The following is a 25780-nucleotide window of genomic DNA, read 5'->3' as shown; positions in this document are numbered from 1 at the left end:
GCCGTGACGTTCCCGGAGCTGACCGAGGCGCTGGGGGAGCCGCCCGCGCCCGAGGGGACCTGGGAGCGCCGGGCGCTGCTCGTCTCGGCGGCGGCGCTCCGGCGGCGGGTGCCCGTGGCGGAGCTGGCCGGGCGGGTCCGCGCGGTGCCCGGCGTGGCGGCCGTCGCGGCCCGCGCGAACGGGCTCCTGGAGATCGAGGTACGCGCGCCCGGCACGCTGCTGGAGTCGCTGGAGGTCCCGGCGATCCCGGAGCCGGACTGGCCGGACTTCCCGCGCACCTGGGACAACCCCGGCTTCGTGGTCAGGTACGGCCACGCGCGGGCGCGGGCGGTCACGAGGTGGGCCCGCGCGCTCGGGGTGCCAGGCGACGGCTTCGACCCGGCGGCGCTGGACGGCCCCTGGGACCGGGCGGTGCTGCGGGCGCTGGCCGAGCTGCCGGGCCGGGCGATGAGCAGGGAGCCGGGGTGGGAGGCGTACCTGGTGCGGCTGGCCCTGGCCTTCCACGACGCGCACGAGCGCGCGCCCGCGGTGCCGCGCGGCGACGAGCCCGCGCGGCCGGTGCACACGGCGCGGGTGCGGCTGGCGGTGGCGGTGGGACAGGTGCTGATGGGTCCGGAACGGCTGTGATTGATCGCAAAATATCCGGCCAAACCGCGAAAAAGCGTAAAAAAATCCCACGTGGAGCCCGATCCCGTCTCGATACGTGGTCACCAGGTCATGGTGGAGTGGCGGTTCCGATAGCCTCGATCGGGTGAGTCGATTCGTCCATCCCGCCGGGGACCGGCACGCTGAGATGCTGCCCCAGGAGCGCCCGCCGCAGGCGCCCGCCGACCTCAACCGGATCCAGCCCGCGATCTGGCCCCGAACGTCGACCCGGACCGATGGCGCGCTCACGGTCGGCGGCGTGGACGTGCGCGACCTCGCCCGCGACTTCGGCACCCCGCTCTACGTCCTCGACGAGGACGACGTGCGCTCGCGCATGCGCGACTACGCCGGCGCCTTCGCCGGCTCCGAGGTCCACTACGCCGGCAAGGCGTTCCTGTGCAAGGAGATCGTGCGCTGGCTCCAGGACGAGGGGCTCGGCCTCGACGTGGCCAGCGGCGGCGAGCTGGCCGTGGCGCTCAGCGTCGGCTTCCCGCCCGAGCGCATCACCGTCCACGGCAACAACAAGTCCGTCGCCGAGCTGACCAGGGCCCTTGAGGCCGGCGTCGGGCACGTCGTGGTCGACTCCTTCGAGGAGATCGCCAGGCTCGGCTACCTCGCCGAGCAGCTGGGCAAGCGGCCCAAGGTGATGATCCGGGTCACCACCGGCGTCGAGGCCCACACCCACGAGTTCATCGCGACCGCGCACGACGACCAGAAGTTCGGCCTCTCGCTCGGCCACGGCGCGGCGGCCGAGGCCGTACGCCGCGTGCTCGCGCTGCCGCAGCTCGAACTCGTCGGCCTGCACTCCCACATCGGCTCCCAGATCGTCGACACCGGCGGGTTCGAGGTGGCCGCGCGGCGGCTGGCCAGGCTGCTGGTGGAGATCAAGGACGAGCACGACGTGGTGCTGCCCGAGCTCGACCTCGGCGGCGGCTACGGCATCGCCTACGTCGAGGGCGACGACGCGCCCGACATCAAGGTGCTGGCCGACGGCCTGCGCGAGATCGTCACCAAGGTCTGCGTGGACGCGGGCCTGCCGGTGCCCCGGCTCACCGTCGAGCCCGGCCGCGCGATCGTCGGGCCGGGCGGCATCACCCTCTACGAGGTCGGCACGGTCAAGGACGTCGAGGGGCTGCGCACGTACGTCAGCGTCGACGGCGGCATGAGCGACAACGTCCGCACCGCGCTCTACGGCGCCGACTACACCGCGGTGCTGGCCAGCCGCGAGAGCGACGCCGCGCCCATGCTGAGCCGCCTGGTCGGCAAGCACTGCGAGAGCGGCGACATCCTCGTGCGCGACTGCTACTTCCCGGCCGACCTCGCGCCCGGCGACCTGGTGGCGGTCTCCTCGACCGGCGCCTACTGCCGGTCGCTGGCCAGCAACTACAACTACCTGCCCAAGCCGGCCGTGGTGGCCGTCTCGGGCGGCAAGGCCCGGGTGATCGTACGGGGCGAGACCGAGGACGACCTGTTGAGGGGGCAGCTGTGAAACCGCTGAAAGTGGCTCTGCTGGGCTGCGGGGTCGTGGGCTCGCAGGTCATCCGGCTCCTGCACGAGCAGGCCGACGACCTCGCCGCCCGCGTGGGCGCGCCGCTGGAGCTGGCCGGGGTGGCCGTGCGCCGGCTCGGCCGCAAGCGTGACGTCGAGGTCGATCCCGCGCTGCTGACCACCGACGCCGAGGCGCTGGTCGCCCGCGACGACGTCGACATCGTCGTCGAGGTCATCGGCGGCATCGAGCCCGCCCGCGGCCTCATCGTCTCGGCGCTGTCGCGCGGCAAGTCCGTCGTCACCGCCAACAAGGCGCTGCTGGCCGAGGACGGCGCCACCCTGCACGAGGCGGCGCGGGCCGGCAACGGCGACCTCTACTTCGAGGCGAGCGTGGCGGGCGCGATCCCGCTGCTGCGGCCCCTCCGCGAGTCGCTGGCCGGCGACCACGTCAACCGCGTGCTCGGCATCGTCAACGGCACCACCAACTACATCCTCGACAAGATGGACTCCACGGGCGCGTCCTTCACGGACGCCCTGGAGGAGGCCCAGACGCTCGGCTACGCCGAGGCCGACCCCACGGCCGACGTCGAGGGCTTCGACGCCGCCGCCAAGGCCGCCATCCTCGCCGGGCTCGCCTTCCACAGCCGGGTGACGGCCGCCGACGTGCACCGCGAGGGCATCACCGAGATCACCGCCACCGACGTGGCCTCCGCCAAGGCCATGGGCTACGTCATCAAGCTGCTGGCCATCTGCGCCCGCTCCGACGACGGCCGCTCGTTCGGCGTGCGGGTGCACCCGGCGATGATCCCGCGCACGCACCCGCTCGCGGGCGTGCGCGAGGCGTACAACGCGGTCTTCGTGGAGGCCGAGTCGGCCGGGCAGCTCATGTTCTACGGCAAGGGCGCGGGTGGCGCGCCCACGGCCTCGGCCGTGCTCGGCGACCTGGTGGCGGTGGCCCGCAACCGCCTGGCGGGCACCCGCGGCCCCGAGGAGTCCACCTACGCCGACCTGAACGCCCACCCGATGGGCGAGACCGTCACGCGCCTCCACATGGCGCTCGACGTGGCCGACAAGCCGGGCGTGCTGGCCAGGGTGGCCGAGCTGTTCGCCAAGCACGACGTGTCCATCCAGACCGTCCGCCAGGAGGGGCACGGCGACGACGCCCAGCTCGTCATCGTCACCCACCGCGCCACCGACGCCGCGCTCACCGCGACGCTGGAGGGGCTGCGGGAGCTCGACATCGTGCGGGCCGTGGCCGGCGTGATGCGCGTCGAGGGCGACGACTAGCGCCTGAGGGGCCGCGAAACGGGCGTAAGGTAGGCGCCGACTGAATCCCCGCGGTCGAGGAGCACCCATTTCATGTCCGTCACCCCGTGCGGTTTCCTGCGCACGCCGGAGAAGGGGCCGGCCCGCCTGCACTGGGCGGGCGGCGGATGGGCGGTCGACGGCCGTCCGCCCGCCGTGCCCGAGCTGCGCCCGCTGCGCGGCCTGGAGATCGAGTGGCCGGACGGGCCGGTGCCCCTCGACGGGCTCATGGAGCTGGCCGCGGCCGGCGTCCCGCTGACCGCCGAGCGGGCCCCCGGCTGGGTGCCCGCCGGCCTCGCGGCGCTGCTCACCGACCGCGACTGGCTCGGCCACGCCGCCGACGGCACCGCGCGCAGCCTCGCCGACCTGCGGCGGGAGGAGCACAGCGTACGCCTGCGCCGCCTCGCGCACCCCGCGCCGGAGACCCCGCCCAGCGTCAGCATCGTCATGGCCACCAAGCGGCCCGCCCTGGTCGGCGCGGCGCTGGCGCAGATGGAGCGGCAGCGCGGCGTGACGGCCGAGGTGGTGCTGGGGCTGCACGGCGTGCCGTTCGAGCACGTACGCCAGGCGGTCGAGGCGTGCGCGCTGCCGGTGCGGTGGGTCGAGGTCGCGGAGTCGGTGCCGTTCGGCGAGGTGCTCAACCGGGCGGCGGCGGCGGCCGGCGGCGACCTCCTCGCCAAGTGGGACGACGACGACTGGTACGGCCCGCACCACCTGTCCGACCTGTACATGGCCCGCACCTACGCCGAGGCCGACATCGTGGGCACGACCGCCGAGTTCTTCTACCTGGAGCCGCTGAAGGCCACGATCAGGCGGACGACGTTCGCCAGCGGCGCCCGCTATCCGAGCGAGGTCTACTCCGACCACGTGGCCGGCGGCACGATCATGGTGCCGCTGGCGCGGTTCAGGGAGCTGGGCGGGTTCCCGCCGGTCGCGCGGGCCGTGGACCTCGAATTCCTCAAGGCGGCCTCGGGGGCGGGCGCGAAGATCTACCGTACGCACGGTCTCGGCTACGTCCTGCGCCGCGGGCTGAGCGGTGACCACACCTGGCAGCTCCCGCTCGCCCACTTCGTCAAGGTGGCCGCCAACCAGTGGCGCGGCTTCCGGCCGAGTCTGCTCATGGAGGCCGCGTGACCGGCCCGATCGCCCGCGTACGCGGCAACGACTACCGGACGCTGCGCCCGGAGGCCGGCTTCACGCCCGAGCTGACGGTCAGCGTCGTCGTCCCCGCGTACGGCGGGCAGGACAAGCTCGACCTCGTGCTGGCGGCGCTCGCCCGGCAGACGTACCCGGCGGAGCTCACCGAGGTGATCGTCGTCGACAACGGCAGCGAGCCGCCGCTGCGCCTGCCCGGGACCGCGCCCAAGGGCGCCCGGCTGATCCGCTGCCCCGAGCCCGGCCGGGCCGCCGCGCGCAACGCCGGGCTGGCCGAGGCCACTGGCGAGGTCGTCCACTGGCTCGACTCCGACGTGGTGCTCACGCCCGGCGCGATCGAGGCCCACATGCGCTGGCACCACACGGCGCCCTACCTCGTCGTCACCGGCTACATAAGGTTCACCGAGGCCGAGCTGCCCGCCGAGCTGCCCGACGACCTGGAGACCTCCTTCGAGCCGGCCGAGCCGCACGCCTGGATCGTCGATCTCGTCGAGCGCACCGGCGGGCTCACGGACAACCCGCAGCGGCCCTTCAGCCTGCACGTCGGCGGCGCCACCTCGGTCCACGCGCGGCTGATCGCGGCGGCCGGGCCGATGGACGACGACCTGGTCCTCGGCCAGGACACCGAGATGGGCTACCGGCTGAGCCAGGCCGGCGCGGTCTTCGTGCCCGAGCCGGCCGCCCGCGCCTACCACCTCGGGCCCACTATGCGGATGCGCGACAAGCCGGCCATCGACCGGGTGAGCCACGCGTTCGTGGCCGACCGCGTCCCCGCCTACCGGTGGCTGCGCGGGCATCCGGGGCGGCAGTGGAAGGTCCCCTACGTGACGGCCGTCGTGGACGGCACGGCGGGCTACGACGAGGTGCGGGCGAGCGTGGACGCGCTGCTCGCCGGCACCGTGCCCGACCTGTCGGTGCTGGTCGTCGGGCCCTGGGACACCCTGCGCCGCGAGCGCCGCGCCCCGCTCCGCGATCCCGCCCTGGACCTGGTGCTGGTCGAGGGCCACTACCGGTACGACGGCCGGGTGCGCCTCGCCGCCGCCGAGGACGTGGACCCCGCGGTGCCGTACGTGCTGCGGCTGCCCGCCGGCTGGGTCCCCGGCGAGGACAGCCTGGCCCGGCTGCTCGACCTGGCCCGCGACGAGGGGCTGGGGCTGGTCAACGTGCTGCTGGGCGAGTCGGCCGAGGGCGTCGTCGCGGCCCGGCTCGAACGCCTCTCCGCCTTCGCCAGGGCCCGCCTCGTGGCCGGGCCCGGCGAGGACCTGGACGACGTGGTGGACGAGGTGTCCGGCGTCACGTGGGTGGACGGCGAGACGTACGGGTTCACCACCGAGGCGGCGGCGCCGGTGGGGCGGCGGAGCGCGTACCGGGCGCGGGCCGAGGCCCAGGCCGAGGCGGCCCGGCTGGCCAAGGAGAACGAGCGGCTGCGGGCGCAGGTCGGCAAGTGGAAGGAGGAGGCCGGCCGCTGGCGCAAGTCGGCGGTCGAGCTCCGGCGCGAGGTCGGCACCCTGCGGCGCGAGCTCGCGGCCGCCAACCGCGCGGCCCAGCAGAGCCTCCGCACGGTTGTCTCCACCACCATGCGCCGCGCCCTCCGCCGTCCCCGGGACTGAGCGCTCCGCCCCCGCCTCAGGTCAGTTGGGGCGCAGGGCGGACTTCAGCCGGCCGAGCAAGGAGCGCTCGTCGGCGGCGGGCACCGTCACCGGCTCCGGCGCGGGGATGGTGACCGGCTCGGGCTGCTTCGGGGCCGGCCAGTAGCGGTCCGGCGGCTCGTGCCGTACGCCGTGCGTGGCCGCGATGACCGCGTCCACGTCGGCGGGGCCCGCGCCGGGCTCGGTGAGCAGGACCGCGCGCCCCAGCGCCGACGTACGCTCCAGCCGGGCCGTCCGCCCGTCCGGCAGGTCCACGACGAGCACGCCCGTCAGGTCCTTCTGCGCCGACTCGACCATGCGCTCCAGCGTCGCCCGGTGCAGCGGCACGTCCACCGGCCCCCGGTAGCGGAACGGGCACGGCGCGGGCGTGGGCGCGGCCTCGTCGATGAGCCTGATGCGTTCGTCGTGCGCGAACAGGTCGCGCATCAGCCGCAGCTCGAAACACGGGTCGCCGAGCACGGAACGCCGCCCGTCCCGCAGCCGCGACCACGGCCCCACCAGCGTCACGACGACGTCCTGCAGCTTGCCGCCGAGCGCCGCCGCGACGGCCTGCCGCACCACCGACTCGGAGGTGTCGGTGACGTCGAGCACGACCTCCACGTACGGCACCAGCCACCGCCGCCCCGGATCCTTGCGCAGGTCCCTGCGCAGCGGGATGCGGTGCGCCAGGTAGGGCTCGACCGCCCGCACCGCCCGCTCCCGGTCGCGGTGCTGCGCCGGCAGCCCCAGGTGGACGGCCTGCGCCTCCAGGTCGGGCACGAACACCACGCCGTGCATGGCCAGCCGGTAGGCGAACTCGGTGTCCTCACCCCGCGCCACGGTCGGGTCGAGACCGCCCACGGCGTGGAAGACCTCGCGCGGCAGGGCGAACGTCGGCCCCGTGCACACGTGGTACGGGTTGCGGCTCGCGCGCAGCCCGTCGGTCTTGGCGATCGTCGCCTCGGTGGAGCTGGAGACGGCCTCGTCCAGCGCGAACACCTCGTCCAGGCGCCGGGCCTGGAAGACCTGCCTGGGCGTGACGGCCGGCGGCTCGACGAACTTCTTCATCCCGATCGTGACCAGGTAGTCCGTCACGTGGTGCCAGCGGGCCAGCGCCTCGATGTGCTCGCGGCAGGCCACCATGTCGGAGTCGAGCCGCTGGATGATCTCGCCGTCGGCGGCGTTGGCGCCGGTGTTGACGGCGTTGGAGATGCCCCAGCCGTCGCGCACCCGCACGATACGCGTGTTGACCGGCCGCAGCTCGGGCAGCCGGATGGGCGGCTCGCTGCCGTCGTCGACGACGAGGACCTCCATCAGCCGGTCCGGGTACGTCTGCGCCGCCAGCGCCGCCAGCGTCAGGTCGAGCTTGTCCTGCCCGCCGTGCGCGGGTATCACCACGCTCACGGAAAGGGCGGGTGACCAGGCGCCCAGTGGCGGCGCCTCGATCGGCGAATAGTCGTTCTGCCTCAGAGCAGGACGCGCGTTCATGGTCGTGACCCCCTGGCGAGACCTTATCGGGAGATGCTGAGAATTTCCTCAATAGCGTCGCTGTCCAACCCATACGTCCGACCCGTGTCCGAGCTGTGTCCGAGCCCGTGCCCGACCCTGTGTCCGACCCTGTGTCCGATTCATGGACGCGAATCCGATGCGGTCGCCCGCACCCCGTACACTCTGTGACCAACACCGCAGGTAGGGAGTCATCATGAGCAGGTCGTGGCGTGGCCTCATCGAGGAATACCGCGAGCGTCTTCCCGTGACGACGAAGACGCCGGTCATCACGCTGCTCGAAGGCGGCACGCCGCTGGTGCCCGCGCACCGCGTCTCCGCCCTCACCGGGTGCGACGTCTACCTGAAGGTCGAGGGGGCCAATCCGACCGGCAGCTTCAAGGACCGCGGCATGACGATGGCCATCAGCAAGGCGGTCGAGGAGGGAGCCAAGGCGGTCATCTGCGCCTCCACCGGCAACACCTCGGCCTCCGCGGCGGCCTACGCCGTGCGCGCCGGGCTGACCTGCGCCGTCCTGGTGCCGCGCGGGAAGATCGCCATGGGCAAGCTCGCCCAGGCGCTCGTGCACGGGGCCACGCTGCTGCAGGTCGAGGGGTCGTTCGACGACTGCCTGGAGATGACCCGCAAGCTGTCGTCCAGCTACCCGATCGCGCTGGTCAACTCGGTCAACCCCTATCGGCTGCAGGGGCAGAAGACGGCCGCGTTCGAGATCGTCGACACGCTCGGCGACGCGCCCGACATCCACTGCATCCCGGTGGGCAACGCGGGCAACATCTCGGCCTACTGGATGGGCTACCAGGAATACTTCACCGACGGCCTCGCGACGCGGAAGCCGCGCATGTTCGGCTTCCAGGCGAGCGGCGCCGCCCCGATCGTCCAGGGCGCGCCGGTGACCCGCCCGCACACCATCGCCACGGCCATCCGCATCGGCAACCCGGCCTCCTGGTCGCTCGCCACGGCGGCCCGCGACGAGTCCGGCGGCGTCATCCAGTCGGTGACCGACCGGCAGATCGCGGCGGCGTACAAACTGCTGGCCCAGGAAGAGGGCGTGTTCGTGGAGCTGGCCTCGGCGGCGAGCGTCGCCGGTCTGCTCCAGGCGCACGAGCAGGGCCTGGTCGAGCCGGGGCAGCGCATCGTCTGCACCGTCACCGGCAACGGGCTGAAGGACCCTGACTGGGCCATCTCGGGAGCGCCGGCGCCGACGGTGATCCCCATCGACGTCCACGCCGCCGCGGCGGCGCTCAACCTCGCCTGACGGAGGTCACGGGGAGTGAGGATCTGATGCGTGAATGAGGACCGTTGACATCCGCGTGCCCGCCACCTCGGCGAACCTCGGCCCGGGTTTCGACGCGCTCGGCCTCGCGCTGAGCCTGTACGACGAGGTCGAGGCCGGTCTCACCGGCGAGCGCGGCGTCGAGGTCAGCGTGAGCGGCGAGGGCGCGGGTGAGGTCGACCGCGGCGAGCGCCACCTAATCGTGCGCGCCATGCGCGAGGCGTTCGGCCGCATGGGGGTGGCGCAGCCCGCGGGCATCCGCCTGCGCTGCCGCAACCGCATCCCGCACGCCCGCGGCCTCGGCTCGTCGTCGGCCGCCGTGTGCGCCGGGCTGCTCGCGGCCCGCGCGCTCGCGGGGGTCGAGTGGCCGGACGACGAGGTGTTCGCGCTGGCCACCGAGATGGAGGGCCACCCCGACAACGTGGCGCCGTGCCTGGCCGGCGGTCTCACCGTCGCCTGGTCCGACCACGCGGGGACGCCGCATATGGTGAAACTGGCTCCCGACCAGCGGGTCCGTCCCGTCGTCCTGATTCCGTCCGCGCGGCTGGCGACGGAGACCGCCCGGGGGCTGCTGCCGAAGGACGTGCCCCACAAGGACGCCTCCTTCAACGCCGGCCGGGCCGCGTTGCTGATAGCCGCGCTGACCCAGCGGCCCGAGACGGGGCTCCTGCTCGCCGCCACGGAAGATCGACTCCATCAGCACTACCGCGCGCCTGCGATGCCGCAGAGCGCGGCTCTGGTAGAACGTCTGCGTGCAGTGGGCGTGCCCGCGGTCGTTTCGGGAGCGGGTCCCACGGTTCTTGCGTTTTCGACATCGGATACGCAGGATTTGATCGCGCCAGAAGTGGGTAATGACTGGCACATCCAGCAAATGGACGTCGACCCGGTTGGTGCGAACGTTCAGTTCCCCGAGACACGCTGATGCCTCTTTAGACCTTCAGGGAATAGCCGTGTGCGCTGGTGATGTTAGGCTGATAGCCGCACCAGATGCCCCCTTGGTGGGTGCGTGCTTGTCAGCCACACATCGCTGCATCATGCTTCACGTCGCGAGGCGTGGGCAGCGCGGCTGTCTCCCCGGAATTAGTCGCCTCCGGTTGGCCCACACCCGGTTGGCCCGAACCGAGGCGTCTTCGACGGGGATCTGCGCGTTCGAATCCAATCGACATCTGGTTGGCGACAGCAATCTGGGGGGTGTCAGGCACGCGCCACGGCCCAGCGGCGGCGTGACCAACCCCTCCCCAAGAGTGGCGGCCGTCTCCAGCGACAGCCGAAGATCGCAAAGTGCACCCCGACCCGGTCTGTCCCGCCGGATCGCAAGCACCTCCGGGACGCCCGGCAGAACAAAACCGGCGCCCGACCCCTGGGAAGGACCTTTTAGTTGAGCGACACCACCGAACTCCTCTCCGACGCACCAGGCGCTGAGCCCGCGTCCGGCGACACCCCCACTCGCGCCGCGGCCAAGCCCCGTGCGCGTCGCTCCGGCACCGGCCTGTCCGCCAAGGTGCTGCCCGAGCTGCAGAAGATCGCAGCTGAGCTGGGCATCAGCGGGACGGGGCGCATGCGGAAGAGCCAGCTGATCGCGGCCATCCAGGAGAAGCAGGGTGGCGGCACGGGCGACGCCGCGCCGGCCCCCGCGGCCGCCGCGGAGGCGCCCGCCCCCGTGGCCGAGACGGCCCCCGCGGCCGAGCGGCCCACCCGGGCACGCAGGGAACGTTCCCGCGCCAAGACCGCGGTCGAGGAGCCCGCGCCGCAGCCCGTGGCCGCCGCGCCGGAGCCCGTGGCCCAGGCGCCCGAGCCCGTGGCCGCGCCCGCCGAGACCGTCGTCGAGCAGGCCCAGGCCGCCGACGGCGGCCAGGGCGAGTCGCGCGCCGAGCGCGGCGAGAGCCGCAGGGAGCGCCGCAGCCGCGGCGAGCGCCGTGAGCGCGGCGAGCGTTCCGCAGACCGCTCCTCCGAGCGCTCCTCCGACCGTGGCGAGCGCGGTGACCGGGGCGAGCGCGGTGACCGTGCTGACCGTGCTGACCGTGGTGACCGCGGCGAGGGTGGCCGCACCGACGGCAGGGCCGACGGTCGCGCCGCCGACGCGGGCAGCCGGGGCGACCAGCGGGGCGACCAGCGCGACCAGCGCGGCGACCAGCGGGGCGGCGGCGCCGACGACGACGAGCGCGGTGGCCGTGGCCGCCGTGGCCGCTTCAGGGAGCGCAACCGTGGCCGTGGCCGCGAGCGCTTCGAGGCGGGCGAGCCCGTCATCGGCGACGACGACGTGCTCATCCCGATCGCCGGCATCCTCGACATCCTCGACAACTACGCCTTCGTCAGGACCAGCGGCTACCTGCCGGGCAGCAACGACGTCTACGTCTCGCTCGCCCAGATCCGCCGCAACGGCCTGCGCAAGGGCGACGTCATCACCGGCGCGGTCCGCCAGCCCCGCGAGGGCGAGCGGCGCGAGAAGTTCAACGCCCTGGTCCGCCTCGACACCGTCAACGGCATGGACCCGGACCAGGCCCGCAACCGGCCCGACTTCAACAAGCTGACGCCGCTCTACCCGCAGGAGCGCCTGCGTCTGGAGACCGAGCCCAACATCCTCACCACGAGGATCATCGACCTCGTCTCCCCGATCGGCAAGGGCCAGCGCGGCCTCATCGTCTCGCCGCCCAAGGCCGGCAAGACGATGGTGCTGCAGGCCATCGCCAACGCGATCACCCGCAACAACCCCGAGTGCCACCTGATGGTCGTGCTCGTGGACGAGCGGCCTGAAGAGGTCACCGACATGCAGCGGTCGGTGAAGGGCGAGGTCATCCACTCGACCTTCGACCGTCCCGCCGAGGACCACACCACGGTCGCCGAGCTCGCCATCGAGCGCGCCAAGCGCCTGGTGGAGCTGGGCCACGACGTGGTCGTCCTGCTCGACTCGATCACCCGTCTCGGCCGCGCCTACAACCTGGCGGCGCCGGCGTCCGGGCGCATCCTGTCGGGTGGTGTCGACTCCACGGCCCTCTACCCGCCCAAGCGCTTCTTCGGCGCCGCCCGCAACATCGAGAACGGCGGCTCGCTGACGATCCTCGCCACGGCCCTGGTCGAGACCGGGTCCAAGATGGACGAGGTCATCTTCGAGGAGTTCAAGGGCACCGGCAACATGGAGCTCAAGCTCAACCGCTCCCTCGCCGACAAGCGCATCTTCCCCGCGGTGGACGTCGACGCGTCCGGCACCCGTAAGGAAGAGATCCTCATGGCCAGGGAAGAGCTCCAGATCGTCTGGAAGCTGCGCCGGGTGCTGCACGCACTCGACATGCAGCAGGCGCTGGAGCTGCTCCTGGAGAAGATGAAGGAGACCAAGTCCAACGCGGAGTTCCTCCTGCAGGTCCAGAAGACCACGGTGAGCAGCGACCGCGACTAGCGACCGCGACGGCGAAGGGCGGCAGGTGACTCACCTGCCGCCCTTTCCGCGTTCACGGGGGACGATACGGGGGCCGATACGGGGGCTAGCCCCACCCCCGGACACGAGTCAGCTCCATTCCGGCGCGGAGCCGGGCGGTGCAGGCTTGAGGGCATGCGATCCGTGGCGTTGAAGGACCGGGTGCCCTGGGGACCCAAAGGGCCGCTGGGAGTGCTGGCCGATCCCATGACGTGGCGGGCGGCGGCGTACTTGCTGGTCAGCGGGGCGATCGGGCTCGGCTGGTTCCTGCTGTTGTCGTTCGCGGTGCCGGTCTCGCTCACGCTGGCGGTGGTGTGGGTGGGCGTGCCGCTGGCCATGGCGACCGTGCTCATGTGGCGCGGCGGGGCGATGCTGGAGCGGCGGGTGCTGCGGGTGGCGTTCGGGGTGCGCATCGCGGACCCGTACCGGCGGCGGCCGGAGGGCGGGGTGGCGGCGTACCTCCAGTGGCTCGTCACCGACCCCGCGACCTGGAAGGACCTGGGTTACCTGCTCATGCTGCTGCCGCTCGGCGCGGTCGAGACGGTGGTGTCGTTCGGGCTGTGGGTGTCGACGGCGGTGCTGCTCCTCGCGCCGGCGATCCTGGCGGCGAGCGTGGCCGAGGGCCAGACGTACGCGGTGGAGGACCACGTCGGCGCCTGGCTGTGCGTGCCCGCCGGGCTCGTGCTGCTCGTGCTGACCGCCTACCTCGCCCGCGCGATGGGCTGGCTGCACGGGACGCTCGCGACCGTGCTGCTCGGCGCACCCGAGGAGGAGCGGCTGCGGGTCAGCCGTGCCCGGGGGGTGGACGCGGCCGAGGCCGAGCGGCGCAGGATCGAACGCGATCTGCACGACGGCGCGCAGCAGCGGCTGCTGTCGGTGGCGGTGGACCTCGGGCGGGCGCAGGCCAAGTTCGACACCGACCCCGAGACGGCGCGCGAGCTCATCGTCCAGGCCCACGCCGGCACGAAGGCCGCCATCGCCGAGCTGCGCGACCTCGCGAGGGGCATCCATCCGGCCATCCTCAGCGACCGCGGGCTCGACGCCGCGCTGTCGGGGCTGGCCGCGCGGGCCCCCGTCCGCGTGGACGTCACGGTCGAGCTGACCGAGCGGCCGCCCGCCGCGGTGGAGAGCATCGCGTACTTCATCGTCGCCGAGGCGCTGGCCAACATGGCCAAGCACGCGGTCGCCACGGAGGCGTCGGTGTCGGTGTTCAGGGAACGGGCGGCCGTGGTCGTGGACGTGTGGGACAACGGCGTCGGCGGCGCCCTCGTCACCCCCGGCGGCGGGCTGGCGGGGCTGGCGGACCGGGCGGCCACCATCGACGGCGTGCTCGTCGTGCACAGCCCCGTCGGCGGCCCCACCATCGTGCGTGCGGAGCTGCCCTGCGAGTGGTAGGCATGGGGCCATGCGCGTGGTGATCGCCGAGGACTCCGTACTCCTGCGCGAAGGGCTCGCCCGGCTGCTGGCCGACGGCGGCATCGACACGGTCGCGGCCGTCGCCGACGGGCCTGCGCTGGAGGCCGCCGTCCGCGCGCACCGGCCCGACCTGGCCATCGTCGACGTACGCATGCCGCCCACGCACACCGACGAGGGCCTGCGGGCAGCGCTGCGGGTGCGCGCCGAGCGTCCCGACTTCCCGATCCTCGTCCTGTCGCAGTACGTCGAGGAGCGCTACGCGGGCGACCTCATCGGCCGGGCCGTCGGTTATCTGCTGAAGGAGCGGGTGGCCGACGTGACCGAGTTCCTGGAGGCGGTGCGTCAGGTGGCGGCGGGCGGCACGGTCATCGACCCCGAGGTCGTCGTGCAGCTCCTCAGCAGGCAGCGCCGCGGCGCGCCGCTCGACTCGCTCTCCCCGCGCGAGCGCGAGGTGCTGGCCCTCATGGCGGAGGGCCGCTCCAACACCGCCATCGCCGCGCGGCTCGTCGTCACCGAGGGCGCGGTCGAGAAGCACATCTCCGGCATCTTCGCCAAGCTGGCCCTCGGGCCGGCGCCCGAGGACCATCGGCGGGTGCTCGCCGTGCTCACCTACCTGGGCCGATGAGTCAGCGGACGTCCACGAACTCCTGCGGCGACAGCGAGGCGCTGGTGGTCTTCGTGCCGGGCACCCTGACGCGGTAGTAGCCGTCCTTGCGGGCCGTGTACGTCTTGGCGTACCTGCCGGTCGAGGTGGTCTTCGCGAAGCCGAGCAGCTTGTACGTCTTGGTCCCCTTGACCTTGAAGTACACCTCGACGATCTTGCGCGGGTACGCCTTCGAGCCGCGGTAGACCTTCCCCGACACCTTGACCTTCTTGCCCGCCGTGACCTTGGCCGGGGCCGAGATCGTGACCCTCGACCGCGCCTTCTTGGAGGCGCCGTTGACGGGCTCGGCGACGGTGAAGCCGGCCACGCCCTTGAGCGTCTGGCCGCCCTTGTGCGCGTACACCTCCAGCGTCCAGTCGCCCGGCGCGGTGTCGTCGGCGAAGTAGGTGGTGCCGCGGTACTTGCCGTCCGACTCTCTGGCGAGGTCGCCCAGGTCGTAGAACTCGCCGCCGCCCGCGCTGACGAGCTTGGCCGACACCTTCGAGGCGTCCTTCACGCTCGCCTCGACCGTGACCTTCACGTCCTTGCCGGTGACGAGTCTCACCGGATCCGGGGTGACCTTGGCGGCGGTGATGCCCTGTTTGCCGGCCACCTGTACGACGAACGGCGTGTTGCTCGTGCCGCCGTCGCGGGTGACGGCGACGTTGAGCTTCCATTCGCCCGCCGGGTCGTCCGCGGCGATCCGCCACCTGCCGGTGATCCGCTGCGTGGCCGAGGCGTCGCCGGGCCGGAAGTCGAACGTCACCGTACGCGCGGCTCTGCCCGGCGCCTCGATGCCGCCGGTCACGCCCGTGACCTGGGCGGGGTCCTTGAGGTTGAGCGTCACGGTGCCCTCGACCTCGTTCTGCAGCGGGACGGAGGCGCTGGCCGACGCCTCGCCCGTGAAGTCGCCCGCGGCCGTGCGGCCGGTCGCGTCGGCGACGCTCGTGCCGGTGCCTCCCAGGAGAACGGCGGCCCCCATGGCGGTCGCGAGCAGCGACCTCAGCCTTCTTCTCATCCGGAGTTCCTAACAAGAGTGAGGGATGGTGCAAAGGAGCCTATTGCGGCGACGCGCGGAGTGCGGGGGCGGTGCGCGGGAATGCACGATGGCCTGGGATGGTTGCACGATCTGGCACACTGGTAGCTGACCATTTTGCGGTTCCGGTTCACGCCATGCCTAGCGGCGACCCGGCGGCCGCAGCCCGAAAGGACAGCGATGAAGCGCGACATCCACCCCGATTACCACGTGACGCAGGTCTCCTGCTCCTGCGGTAACACCTTCACCACCCGCAGCACCGCCAAGAACGGCGTGATCCACGCCGACGTGTGCTCCGCCTGCCACCCGTTCTACACGGGCAAGCAGAAGATCCTGGACACCGGCGGCCGGGTGGCGCGCTTCGAGAAGCGCTTCGGCAAGAAGGCCGCGGGCAAGTAGCTCACCACACGCCGGCCCGGCCGCACATCCGCGTGCGCCGGGTCGGCGTTGTCGGTAAGCGACACCACGCCCCTGGCCGATCCACACACCTCAAGGACCCACGGTGAACCTCGACGAGTTGCTCAAGGAGTATTCCGAGCTGGAGCTGCAGCTCGCCGACCCCGCCGTGCACGCCGACCAGTCCAAGGCCCGCACCCTGGGCCGCCGCTACTCCCAGCTCACCCCGATCGTGACCACCTATCGGGAGCTGGCCACGGTCCGCGAGGACCTGAGCGCGGCCAAGGAGCTCGCCGGCGAGGACGAGTCGTTCGCGGCCGAGGCCGCCGAGCTCGAAGCGCGCGTCCCGCAGCTGGAGGAGCGGCTCAAGCACCTGCTCATCCCGCGCGATCCCAATGATGACAAGGACATCATCATGGAGATCAAGGCGGGCGAGGGCGGCGAGGAGTCCGCGCTGTTCGCCGGCGACCTGCTGCGGATGTACCTCCGCTACGCCGAGCGGCTCGGCTGGAAGACCGAGGTCATCGACTCCCAGCCGTCCGACCTCGGCGGCTACAAGGACGTCACGGTCGCCATCAAGGCCAAGGGCGACGAGGGCGTGTGGTCCAGGCTCAAGTTCGAGGGCGGCGTCCACCGCGTGCAGCGGGTGCCCGTCACCGAGTCGCAGGGCCGCATCCACACCAGCGCCGCCGGCGTGCTCGTCTACCCCGAGGCGGAGGACGTCGAGGTCCAGATCGACCCCAACGACCTGCGCATCGACGTCTACCGCTCCAGCGGCCCCGGCGGCCAGAGCGTCAACACCACCGACTCCGCGGTCCGCATCACCCACCTGCCGACCGGCGTCGTCGTCTCCTGCCAGAACGAGAAGAGCCAGCTCCAGAACAAGGAGTCGGCGATGCGCATTCTGCGCGCCCGGCTGCTGGCCATCGCCCAGGAGGAGGCCGAGGCCGCGGCGCAGGCCGAGCGCAAGTCGCAGGTCCGCACGGTCGACCGCTCGGAGCGCGTCCGCACCTACAACTTCCCGGAAAACCGCATCTCCGACCACCGCGTCGGCTTCAAGGCGTATAACCTCGACCAGGTGCTCGACGGTGAGCTCAATGCCGTCACCCAGTCCCTCATCGACGCCGAGATGGCGGAGAAGCTCGCACAACACTCATGAGTCTGCTGCTGGACGAGATCGCCCTCGCCACCGCCCGGTTGGCTGAGGCAGGCGTGCCCTCACCGCGCACGGACGCGGAGGAGATCGCGGCGTTCGTCCACGGCGTGCGCAGAAGCGAGCTCCACACGGTCAAGGACGCCGACTTCGACGCGCTGTTCTGGGAGGGCGTCGCGCGGCGCGAGGCCCGTGAGCCGCTGCAGCACATCACCGGCCACGCCTACTTCCGCTATCTGGAGCTCGCGGTCGGGCCCGGCGTGTTCGTGCCGCGCCCCGAGACCGAGGTCATGACCGGCTGGGCCATCGAACGGCTGCGCGAGATGGACGTCAACGCGCCGCTCGTGGTGGACCTCGGCACCGGCTCGGGGGCCATCGCGCTGTCGATCGCCCAGGAGGTCGCGCTGGCCGAGGTGCACGCCGTGGAGGTCGATCCCGCGGCCTACACCTGGGCCAAGCGCAACATCACCGAGCTCGGCCAGGGCCGCACCCACCTGCACCCGGAAGACCTCGCCGAGGCGCTGCCCGAGCTCGACGGCAAGGTCGACCTGGTCATCTCCAACCCGCCCTACATCCCGCCCGGCGCGATCCCGCGCGACCCGGAGGTCCGTGACTACGATCCCGCCCGCGCGCTCTACGGCTCGGGCGACGACGGCCTCGAGGAGGTCCGCGCGGTCGAGCGCACCGCCCGCCGGCTGCTGCGGCCGGGCGGCTGGGTGGCCGTCGAGCACGCCGACCAGCAGGGCCGGGCCGTCTACCTGACCTTCCCCGAGGACAACGGCTGGCGCGACGTGCGCCTGCGCCAGGACCTCACCAGAAGGGACCGCTTCGTCACGGCCCGGCTGGGCCAGGACTGAGTCACCACCGAGGAGCTATCCGTGGGACGACGCTTTGACTGCTCGGACCCCGAGCAGAAGGCCGAGGGGCTGAAGGAGGCCACCGAGGCCGTACGCAGGGGCGAGCTCGTGGTGCTGCCCACCGACACCGTCTACGGCATCGGCGCCGACGCCTTCACCCCGGCCGCCGTCACCGCCCTGCTCGACGCCAAGGGGCGCGGGCGCGACATGCCGCCGCCGGTGCTCGTGGGCACCGTACGAGCCGCCACAGCGCTCGTGGACGACCTGGGGCCGTACGGGCAGGATCTCATCGACGCCTTCTGGCCGGGGCCGCTCACGCTCGTCTGCAAGGCCAACAGGGCCCTTTCCTGGGACCTGGGCGACACCAAGGGGACGGTGGCCGTCCGCATGCCGCTCCACCCGGTGGCGCTCGAACTGCTGAAGGAGACCGGCCCCATGGCCGTCTCCAGCGCCAACCGTTCCGGCGCCCCGGCCGCCACGACGGCGGAGGACGCGGAGACGCAGCTCGGCGAGTCGGTCGCGGTCTACCTCGACGGCGGCAAGACCACCGACGACACGCCCTCCACCATCCTCGACCTCACCACCGCCGTGCCCCGGCTGCTGCGGCGCGGGGCCATTCCGGTCCAGAAGCTGCGCGGCATCATCGGGTACGTCGCCACCGACGACTGACGCTCCGGGCGGGATGACCTGCCGCTCGACGTATACCGTCTGCTTATCCCGGCTGCGGTGGCGCTCCGGCCGTGATTACGGTGAGGCCCGGAGCGGCTAGACGTCGGGGAGTGGCCCATGGGCAAGTACGACGGCATGGATCCCAAGCTCGTGCGCGAGCTGCTGTCCGAGGCGAAGCACGCGGCCACGGAGATGCGGGCGGTCGAGGACCGCGTCCGCTCCGCGCTGGGCCGCGCCGGGGTGTCGGTACGGGCCACGCACCGCCCCGTCCAGGTCGCCGAGGCCGTCGACGCCATGGTCAAGGACGTGAACGGGCGGCTCGCGGTGCTGGAGAAACGGGCTGAGCAGCCCGACAAGTCCGACACCACCCGCCCCGCTGATCCGGTGTCGCCCGGCAGACGGCCGGGGGACGACGAAGGGGCGAAGGACGTACGCGGGGGCGACAAACCCACCCAGGAAACCCCGAAGCCCGACGCTGACGGCAAGACGGGCGCTGACGGGAAGACGGACTCTGACGGGAAGAAGGGGTCCGACGGGAAGCCCGACGCTGACGGCAAGACGGGCGCTGATGGCAAGACCGACTCTGACGGGAAGAAGGGGTCCGACGGGAAGACGGGGTCGGACGGCAAGACCGGTTCCGACGGGAAGCCTGACGCTGACGGCAAGACGGGCGCTGACGGCAAGACCGAATCCGACGGCAAGACCGAATCCGACGGGAAGAAGGGGTCCGACGGGAAGCCCGATGCTGACGGTAAGTCCTGTGACGGCACCGGGGACAAGAACACCGGGACCGGGAAGGACACAGGCACAGGCACCGACACGGGCACGGGGACGAGAAAGGACGACAACGGCGTCACCGACACCCCCGCCAAGAACCACCCCGACGACACAGCAGCTACAAAACCCCATGTCGTCGAAGTAGACGGGGTCAAAGTCCTCCAGATCCCCTTGGACCCGCCCACGGCCGAGCAGGTCGAGAACATGCTCAGGAACGCCGACCAGGCCCAACCCGCCGAAATGCCCAAACCACCCACGACCGACCCCGGCGCACCAGCGACCCCCGGCACGAGCGAGATCCCACCCCAGGACATGCCGAGCGTCGAGGCGCCGGCAGGCGAGTACGGCAAGGGCGAATGGGCCGGACGCGACATCCGCCCCGACGGCACCCCTGGCTCCATCAACCCGAACGACCCCTCGTCCACGACCCCACCAGCGGACAGCGGCACCGTCGAAGCCGCCTACCCGCGGGACGACAGCAGCGCGACGACCATCACACCGATCGACGACAAGCCCTCGAACCCGGGCACAGGCCCGGACACAGGCTGCGACTCCACCACCGACCGCACCCCGGGCGGAAACAACACGACACCAGAGGGCACAGGTAAGGGGGACGCCGGCGCCCCCTCGGCCGGCACGGGCGCGACCCCTGGCGGCATCGGCTCGGAGTCGGGTGGCGCGGATCCCACGCCACCTGGTGGCGGCGCGAGCCCGGACGGCGCAGGATCCGCGCGCGGCGACGCCGGTGCGACGACGCCGAGTGGGGAACGTGCGACGCCGGGCGACGCCGGTACGACGACGCCGAGCGGCGAACGTACGACGCCGGGCGACACCGGCACGGCTCGCGGCGACAGCGGTTCGGCCTCGGGCGGAAACCAAGGGGTGGTCATCCCGCCGACACCCCCGGCGGCCGACGGCGGCGGCGCAGGGGCGGCAGGCACCGCACCAGGAGGAGGCGGCGAGGGCGCGACCGGAGGCAACGGCGGCACCACGCCACCGGCAACCGGCGGGGACGCCACGCCAGGGTCCGGCCAGGGCACCGCGCCGGGTTCCGGCGGTGACGGCACTCCAGGGTCCGGCCAGGGCACCGCGCCGGGTTCCGGCGGTGACGGCACTCCAGGGTCCGACCAGGGCACCGCACCGGGTTCCGGCGGTGACGGCACTCCAGGATCCGGCCAGGGCGCCGCGCCGGGGTCGGGTTATGAGGCGGCGGCTGGTGGCGGGGCCGGCTCGGGAGGTTCGGGGATAAGGCTCATGGACGACCCCGGCGTCTCGGTGGTCGCCCACGGGTACGGCGGTGCCGGCGCGGAGGGCGGCGGGGCTCACGGTGGCGCGCAGGTGCGGATCACGGCTGGGGGAGAGATCCCCGGGTGGGCCGGGAACGGCGGTGACGTGGTGTCCTTCGGGCCGACGGCTCCCGATCTGGACGTCCCGCGGGCCGCCCACCCCCAGGACATCCCGTCCGTACGCATCCCGCCCGCCGAGCCCGGCGACCACGGCACCGACGCCCGGCCCGCCCAGGACATCCGGCCCGACGGCCCCCCGGGCACGATCGACCCCGACCGGCCCACCCCCCGAAATCCCGAGACGCCGGAAAGGACCGCGTGATGTACGCCGACCCCCCGGCCCCCCGCCCCAAAGCCGTGGACGAACGCCCCCCGGCCACCTCCACCGGCCCCCTGGACAACCAGCCCGCCGCCTGGGAGTTCAACCCGGAGTACCAACGCCTGGTGGTCGCCTGGCAGACCGTCCTGCCCCAGCTGGAGTCACTCAGGACGACCCTGGACAAGGCGTTCAACCTGGCCAGGAGCCCGCAGACCTGGGACGCCCCGGTCGGCGAGCGGTACGTCCAGGACATCCGCGAGTGGCGCACCAGGCTGGCCGTCTACCGGCACGCGGTGCTGACGGCGATCAGTGACGAAGCTCACGACACGCCCCGCTGGATCCCGGTGAAGACGAGCGCCCCCCACGCGTTCCCCTGACGCGCGGCGGACCCGCTCCTCGGAGAGCCGGACACCGGGTCGTACAGTGGGGGAATGGGTGCGCAACCCTACTACGGCCCGGACTTCGGGCTGCTGCGGCGGAACGATCCGGAGCTCGCCGAGGTGCTGCTCGACGAGCTGGCCCGCGAGCGCCGCGGGCTGCAGCTCATCGCGAGCGAGAACTACACCTCGCCCGCCGTCCTCGCCGCCCTGGGCTCGACCCTGACGAACAAGTACGCCGAGGGCTACCCGGGCCGCCGCTACTACGGCGGCTGCGAGGTGGTGGACCGCGCCGAGCGGCTGGCCATCGAGCGCGCGACGCGGCTGTTCGGCGCCGAGCACGCCAACGTCCAGCCCCACTCAGGGGCCTCGGCGAACCTGGCCGCCTACGCCGCGCTCCTCCAGCCCGGCGACACGATGCTGGCGATGGCCCTGGCGCACGGCGGCCATCTCACGCACGGCTCGAAGGTGAACTTCTCGGGACGGTGGTTCGACGTCGTGCCGTACGGGGTGCGCAGGGACACCGAGCTGATCGACTATGACGAGGTGCGGGACCTGGCGCTGCGGCACCGGCCGAAGGTCATCGTGTGCGGCGCCACGGCGTACCCGAGGCTGATCGACTACGCGGCCTTCCGCGGCGTCGCCGACGAGGTGGGGGCGTGGCTGCTGGCGGACGCGGCCCATCCGATCGGGCTGATGGCGGGCGGTGCGATCCCGTCGCCGGTCCCGTACGCGGACATCGTGACGTTCACCACCCACAAGACGCTGCGCGGGCCGCGCGGCGGCGCGATCCTGTGCACCGCCGAGCTGGCCGCCAGGATCGACCGGGCGGTGTTCCCCTTCCTGCAGGGCGGGCCGCTCATGCACGTGGTGGCGGCCAAGGCGGTGGCGTTCGGCGAGGCGCTGCGGCCGGAGTTCGCCGGTTACGCGCGCCGGGTGGTCGCCAACGCGCAGGCGCTCGCCGGGGCGCTGGGCGCGGAGGGGATGCGGGCGGTCTCGGGCGGCACCGACACGCACCTGGCGCTGGTCGACCTGCGCGACACGGGCGTGACGGGGGCGGAGGCCGAGCGGCGGTGCGCGGCGGCGGGCATCACGCTCAACCGCAACGCCATCCCGTACGACCCCGAGCCCCCGGCGGTCACCTCGGGCATCCGGGTGGGGACGCCCTGCGTCACCACGCAGGGGCTGGGGCCGGAAGAGCTGGTGGAGGTCGGGAAGCTCGTGGCCACCGCGGTCCGCGAACCCGGCGCCGCCGAGGAGGTCAGGGAGAGAGTCACGGCGCTGCTGACCATCTATCGGCCATATCTCAGCGAATATTAAGCTGGTCTGTGTCGTTTTCCGGTCACACCTGGCCGGGACATCCGGGAAACTAGGGTCGTGCGCGAATACCTGTTCATGGCGCTCATCGCGGCGGCGGTGACCTATCTGCTGGTCCCGCTCGTGCGGCGCTTCGCGATCCGCATCGGCGCCATGCCGGAGGTTCGTGACCGCGACGTGCACACCACGCCGACGCCCCGCCTGGGCGGTCTGGCGATGTACGGCGGACTGGTGGCGGGGCTGCTGGTCGCCAGCCAGCTCACGCACACCGGCAAGGCGCTCAACGAGACCGACGGCAACGCGGTCACGGCGCTCATCGTGGCCGGCGGGCTGATCACGCTGACCGGGTTCCTCGACGACTGGTGGGGCATGGACGCCTTCATCAAGCTCGGCGGCCAGGTCGCGGCGGCGGGCGTGCTGGCCTTCTTCGACATGCGCCTGCTCTACATCCCGCTGCCGCAGGACTGGGGCGGGTCCGTCAGCCTCGACCTCACGCTCAGCACCGTGATCACCATCATGGTCGTGGTGGTGACGATCAACGCGGTCAACTTCGTCGACGGCCTCGACGGCCTCGCGGCCGGGATCGTCTGCATCGCCGGCATGGCGACCTGGGCCTACTCGATCTTCCTGGCCGTCAACATCAGCGGCGGGCGCATCACCACGACGGCCGCCATCGCGGCCATCCTCATCGGCACCTGCCTCGGCTTCCTGCCGCACAACTTCCACCCGGCGAAGATCTTCATGGGCGACACCGGGGCGATGCTCATCGGGCTCGTGCTGGCCTCGTCCATCGTCACGGTGACCCCAGTCGACCCGGGGATCATCGAGGGCATGAACAAGGTGCCGGTGCTGCTGCCGCTGCTGCTGCCGGCGGCGGTGCTGATCCTGCCGCTGGTCGACCTCATCACGGCGGTCGTGCGGCGCACCTCGCGGGGGCTGTCGCCGTTCGCGCCCGACCGCGGCCACCTGCACCACCGGCTGATGGACATCGGCCACTCGCACCGCAGGTCGGTGCTCATCATGTACGCCTGGGCGTTCCTGTTCGCGTTCGGCATCGTCGGCATGTCCACGATCGGCGTGCCGGTCCTGCTGTTCCCCGTGGTCATCGTGTTCGCGCTGGCGGTGCTCGTGCTGATGGCGCTGCCGCGCTGGCGGGGCCGGGGCGGCACGCACGCGGCCTCGCGCGGCAAGCAGCCCGACGACGACGGCCCGCCCACCGGCCCGATGCCGCCGATCCCGCCGGAGCCCGAGGTCAGGCGGCGGATGCAGCAGCCGCCTGACGGGCCGGGCGCGCAGCGCGCGGCCGCCGACGGCAATCCGGTCATTCCAGCATTTCCGAGCCGTTCTTGATCGCGAACTAGAAACGGCAGGTAAAAGCGGTCTTCCGTGAGCTTGTGATATCTTTCACGAGCAGGGACCCCCGACGCACTTGTCCGCGGGGTAGCAAACGCTCGCTTGATAACTCGCTGATGGAGCACCGATGCAGGCCAACGACGTGCGCGTACTCAAGAGCGCCGCGATTCCGACCCTCGCGGTCGGGGTGGCCGCGGTGGTCGTCGCTCTTCTGACCGCCGGCGGCAAGGGCGCACTGGGCGCCGCCCTCGGCACACTGCTGGTCGGGGTCTTCTTCAGCGTCAGTGTGGTGGCGGTCTCCTACGCCGCCCGTATCTCCCCGCAGGTGATGGCGATGGCGGCGATGGGGAGCTACCTCGTCAAGGTCGTCGTCATCATGATCGTGCTCAACGCGTTCCGCGACACCACGATCTGGAACACCCTCGCTTTCGCTTGGTCGGTCGTGATCTGCACGCTCGTGTGGACCGGGTTCGAGGTCCGCGCCTTCATGAAGACCAAGATGCTGTACGTCGACCCCGAGGCCAAGGTCCCCGGACAGGGTGACTCATGAGGCCGTCCCTCTGGGCGGGGCCCGATATGACTAGTCCTCTACTCGCCTGCTATCGTCGGGGCCGCGATGAGCGCACAGGAACGCCGACCGGAGACAGACGGTCGCGACTTCGCCGACGCCATGTGGTCAGTCCCCAGCTATCTGCTCGCAGGGATGGCCTTCTACGGCGGTCTCGGGTGGTTGCTGGACCGGTGGTTGGACATGTCCGCGTTCTTCCCCATAGGCGTGGTCTTGGGGGTTGTGCTCGCCGGCTACCTGGCCTACCGGAAGTTCGGTCGCTAGCCCGGCGCAGCGATCACTCCGCCGAGGTAACTCTTGTGATCCACTACGACGTTGAAGGGAACGCCGCGTGAGTGCGCTGACGGTCCTCGCTCCTCATGGCGATCAGTTCGGGGCGCCTACGCCTGAAGAGCTGTTCAACCTGCCCCCGATCATCCCGGGGGTGGACTGGTTCACCAAGCCGGTCCTGCTCGCCCTGCTCACCTCGGTCGTGGTGATCGCGCTGTGCTGGGGCGCCTTCGCCAAGCCCAAGCTGGTGCCGAGGGGCCTCCAGAACGTCGTCGAGTACGGCTACATGTTCGTCCGCGACCAGGTCGCCCGGCCCTTCCTGGGCAAGGACGCCGACCAGTGGATGGGCCTGCTGGTCTCGATCTTCTTCGTGGTCCTCCTGTGGAACTTCATGGGCGTCGTCCCCGTGCTGCAGTTCCCGGTCGCCTCGCACATCGCCTTCCCCGCCGTGCTCGCCGGCCTGATCTACGTCATCAAGGTCTACCTCGGCATGAAGCACCAGGGCCCGGTCGGCTACTTCAAGAACATGATGTTCCCCCCCGGCCTGCCCAAGTTCATCTACGTGCTGCTCGCGCCGATCGAGTTCCTGTCGAACCTGATCATCGCCCCCTTCACGCACGCGGTCCGACTCTTCGCGAACATGTTCGCGGGTCACATGCTTCTGGCCTTCTTCAGCATGGTCGGCTTCTGGTTCCTGTTCGAGAAGCTGACCCCGCTGGGCGCTCCCGTCGGCGTCGTGGGCGTGGTGATGACCATCGTCCTGACCGGCTTCGAGATGTTCATCCAGTTCCTGCAGGCCTTCCTGTTCGCGATGCTGGCCGCCATGTACATCGGCGGCTCGCTGCACCCCGAGCACTGAGTCCCACGCACACCACACGGAATGTCCATGACCGGTGATACCCACGTCATCGGCCGTTAAGTAAAGGAATAA

23 protein-coding genes are annotated in these 25780 nt (G+C 71.9%); 21 read left to right on the top strand and 2 right to left on the bottom strand.

The genetic code is table 11. The annotated features are described in order from the left end of the window. Positions 1–3: 3 nt before the first annotated feature. The 5 genes from AC27IY_RS44140 (at position 4) to AC27IY_RS44120 (ending at position 6203) form a co-directional block, all read left to right on the top strand. Positions 4–627 carry an anticodon-binding protein gene (locus AC27IY_RS44140; RefSeq protein WP_487181652.1) on the top strand — a complete coding sequence of 208 codons (624 nt, stop codon included), beginning with the start codon at positions 4–6 and terminating at the stop codon, positions 625–627. 124 nt (positions 628–751) lie between these two features. Further along, positions 752–2134 (top strand): diaminopimelate decarboxylase, encoded by a 1383-nt coding sequence (lysA, locus tag AC27IY_RS44135; RefSeq protein WP_423474568.1) that lies wholly within the window; start codon positions 752–754, stop codon positions 2132–2134. After that, a complete protein-coding gene (locus AC27IY_RS44130) occupies positions 2131–3420 on the top strand; it encodes a homoserine dehydrogenase (protein ID WP_364449005.1) in 1290 nt (429 codons plus the stop codon). Before lysA ends, AC27IY_RS44130 begins: the two co-directional genes overlap by 4 nt. A 72-nt stretch (positions 3421–3492) precedes the next feature. Further along, the gene (locus tag AC27IY_RS44125) at positions 3493–4572 is read left to right on the top strand and encodes a family 2 glycosyl transferase (RefSeq protein ID WP_423444108.1); all 1080 of its coding nucleotides are present in this window, start codon (positions 3493–3495) and stop codon (positions 4570–4572) included. Further along, positions 4569–6203 carry a glycosyltransferase gene (locus AC27IY_RS44120; protein ID WP_487181651.1) on the top strand — a complete coding sequence of 545 codons (1635 nt, stop codon included), beginning with the start codon at positions 4569–4571 and terminating at the stop codon, positions 6201–6203. The genes AC27IY_RS44125 and AC27IY_RS44120 overlap by 4 nt, the downstream gene beginning before the upstream one ends. A 21-nt stretch (positions 6204–6224) precedes the next feature. Here the strand turns inward: AC27IY_RS44120 and AC27IY_RS44115 are convergent, their stop codons facing one another. Then, on the bottom strand, positions 6225–7625 hold the full coding sequence (locus tag AC27IY_RS44115) for a glycosyltransferase family 2 protein (protein WP_487181650.1): 1401 nt from the start codon (positions 7623–7625) through the stop codon (positions 6225–6227). Between the two features lie 298 nt (positions 7626–7923). Between AC27IY_RS44115 and thrC the strand changes: the two genes are divergently transcribed. The 5 genes from thrC (at position 7924) to AC27IY_RS44090 (ending at position 14453) form a co-directional block, all read left to right on the top strand. Beyond that, a complete protein-coding gene (gene thrC / locus AC27IY_RS44110) occupies positions 7924–8982 on the top strand; it encodes a threonine synthase (protein ID WP_329584109.1) in 1059 nt (352 codons plus the stop codon). 34 nt (positions 8983–9016) lie between these two features. Continuing rightward, entirely contained in the window at positions 9017–9922 is a 906-nt protein-coding gene (thrB, locus tag AC27IY_RS44105; protein ID WP_487181649.1) for a homoserine kinase, read from the top strand. A gap of 456 nt (positions 9923–10378) precedes the next feature. Continuing rightward, a complete protein-coding gene (rho, locus tag AC27IY_RS44100) occupies positions 10379–12394 on the top strand; it encodes a transcription termination factor Rho (RefSeq protein ID WP_487181648.1) in 2016 nt (671 codons plus the stop codon). A 153-nt stretch (positions 12395–12547) separates the two neighbouring features. Continuing rightward, a complete protein-coding gene (locus AC27IY_RS44095) occupies positions 12548–13807 on the top strand; it encodes a sensor histidine kinase (protein WP_449948735.1) in 1260 nt (419 codons plus the stop codon). Between the two features lie 10 nt (positions 13808–13817). Beyond that, positions 13818–14453, top strand: a complete 636-nt coding sequence (locus AC27IY_RS44090) for a response regulator (RefSeq protein WP_344209491.1) — start codon at positions 13818–13820, stop codon at positions 14451–14453. 1 nt (position 14454) lies between these two features. Here the strand turns inward: AC27IY_RS44090 and AC27IY_RS44085 are convergent, their stop codons facing one another. After that, positions 14455–15489, bottom strand: coding sequence for a hypothetical protein (locus AC27IY_RS44085; protein WP_423474583.1), 1035 nt, complete (start codon positions 15487–15489; stop codon positions 14455–14457). Between the two features lie 198 nt (positions 15490–15687). On the opposite strand from AC27IY_RS44085, the gene rpmE reads away from it, so the two are divergent. The 11 genes from rpmE (at position 15688) to atpB (ending at position 25708) form a co-directional block, all read left to right on the top strand. Beyond that, complete coding sequence (gene rpmE, locus AC27IY_RS44080; protein WP_111179920.1) at positions 15688–15906, top strand: 50S ribosomal protein L31; 219 nt, start codon at positions 15688–15690, stop codon at positions 15904–15906. Positions 15907–16009: 103 nt separating this feature from the next. Continuing rightward, positions 16010–17062, top strand: coding sequence for a peptide chain release factor 1 (prfA, locus tag AC27IY_RS44075; protein ID WP_423444125.1), 1053 nt, complete (start codon positions 16010–16012; stop codon positions 17060–17062). Then, positions 17059–17913 (top strand): peptide chain release factor N(5)-glutamine methyltransferase, encoded by an 855-nt coding sequence (gene prmC, locus AC27IY_RS44070; protein WP_344209481.1) that lies wholly within the window; start codon positions 17059–17061, stop codon positions 17911–17913. The genes prfA and prmC overlap by 4 nt, the downstream gene beginning before the upstream one ends. Before the next feature lie 21 nt (positions 17914–17934). Further along, complete coding sequence (locus AC27IY_RS44065) at positions 17935–18582, top strand: L-threonylcarbamoyladenylate synthase (protein WP_344209479.1); 648 nt, start codon at positions 17935–17937, stop codon at positions 18580–18582. A gap of 117 nt (positions 18583–18699) precedes the next feature. Further along, on the top strand, positions 18700–20967 hold the full coding sequence (locus AC27IY_RS44060; protein WP_487181647.1) for a hypothetical protein: 2268 nt from the start codon (positions 18700–18702) through the stop codon (positions 20965–20967). Next, positions 20967–21341 carry a hypothetical protein gene (locus AC27IY_RS44055; RefSeq protein WP_364448974.1) on the top strand — a complete coding sequence of 125 codons (375 nt, stop codon included), beginning with the start codon at positions 20967–20969 and terminating at the stop codon, positions 21339–21341. Before AC27IY_RS44060 ends, AC27IY_RS44055 begins: the two co-directional genes overlap by 1 nt. Positions 21342–21395: 54 nt before the next feature. Further along, positions 21396–22661, top strand: coding sequence for a serine hydroxymethyltransferase (locus AC27IY_RS44050; protein ID WP_487181646.1), 1266 nt, complete (start codon positions 21396–21398; stop codon positions 22659–22661). A gap of 57 nt (positions 22662–22718) precedes the next feature. After that, complete coding sequence (locus AC27IY_RS44045; protein WP_344209470.1) at positions 22719–24008, top strand: glycosyltransferase family 4 protein; 1290 nt, start codon at positions 22719–22721, stop codon at positions 24006–24008. Between the two features lie 130 nt (positions 24009–24138). After that, on the top strand, positions 24139–24561 hold the full coding sequence (locus AC27IY_RS44040; RefSeq protein WP_344209468.1) for a Cg1360 family ATP-synthase-associated protein: 423 nt from the start codon (positions 24139–24141) through the stop codon (positions 24559–24561). Positions 24562–24627: 66 nt separating this feature from the next. Next, positions 24628–24843: an AtpZ/AtpI family protein gene (locus AC27IY_RS44035; protein ID WP_329584088.1), complete on the top strand. Its 216-nt coding sequence runs from the start codon at positions 24628–24630 to the stop codon at positions 24841–24843. 67 nt (positions 24844–24910) lie between these two features. Further along, complete coding sequence (gene atpB, locus AC27IY_RS44030; protein WP_423444133.1) at positions 24911–25708, top strand: F0F1 ATP synthase subunit A; 798 nt, start codon at positions 24911–24913, stop codon at positions 25706–25708. The last annotated feature ends 72 nt before the right edge of the window (positions 25709–25780 follow it).

It is taken from the genome of Nonomuraea sp. B208 (assembly GCF_057536035.1).
This window is presented reverse-complemented; position numbering and strand designations above follow the sequence as displayed.

Coding starts and splice junctions, on each gene's coding strand:
- AC27IY_RS44035 (WP_329584088.1), top strand. CDS start 24,628: ATGAGCGCACAGGAACGCCGACCGGAGACAGACGGTCGCGACTTCGCC.
- AC27IY_RS44085 (WP_423474583.1), bottom strand. CDS start 15,489: ATGAGAAGAAGGCTGAGGTCGCTGCTCGCGACCGCCATGGGGGCCGCC.
- thrC (WP_329584109.1), top strand. CDS start 7,924: ATGAGCAGGTCGTGGCGTGGCCTCATCGAGGAATACCGCGAGCGTCTT.
- AC27IY_RS44095 (WP_449948735.1), top strand. CDS start 12,548: ATGCGATCCGTGGCGTTGAAGGACCGGGTGCCCTGGGGACCCAAAGGG.
- AC27IY_RS44050 (WP_487181646.1), top strand. CDS start 21,396: ATGGGTGCGCAACCCTACTACGGCCCGGACTTCGGGCTGCTGCGGCGG.
- AC27IY_RS44060 (WP_487181647.1), top strand. CDS start 18,700: ATGGGCAAGTACGACGGCATGGATCCCAAGCTCGTGCGCGAGCTGCTG.
- AC27IY_RS44090 (WP_344209491.1), top strand. CDS start 13,818: ATGCGCGTGGTGATCGCCGAGGACTCCGTACTCCTGCGCGAAGGGCTC.
- rpmE (WP_111179920.1), top strand. CDS start 15,688: ATGAAGCGCGACATCCACCCCGATTACCACGTGACGCAGGTCTCCTGC.
- AC27IY_RS44125 (WP_423444108.1), top strand. CDS start 3,493: ATGTCCGTCACCCCGTGCGGTTTCCTGCGCACGCCGGAGAAGGGGCCG.
- thrB (WP_487181649.1), top strand. CDS start 9,017: ATGAGGACCGTTGACATCCGCGTGCCCGCCACCTCGGCGAACCTCGGC.
- AC27IY_RS44040 (WP_344209468.1), top strand. CDS start 24,139: ATGCAGGCCAACGACGTGCGCGTACTCAAGAGCGCCGCGATTCCGACC.
- AC27IY_RS44055 (WP_364448974.1), top strand. CDS start 20,967: ATGTACGCCGACCCCCCGGCCCCCCGCCCCAAAGCCGTGGACGAACGC.
- prmC (WP_344209481.1), top strand. CDS start 17,059: ATGAGTCTGCTGCTGGACGAGATCGCCCTCGCCACCGCCCGGTTGGCT.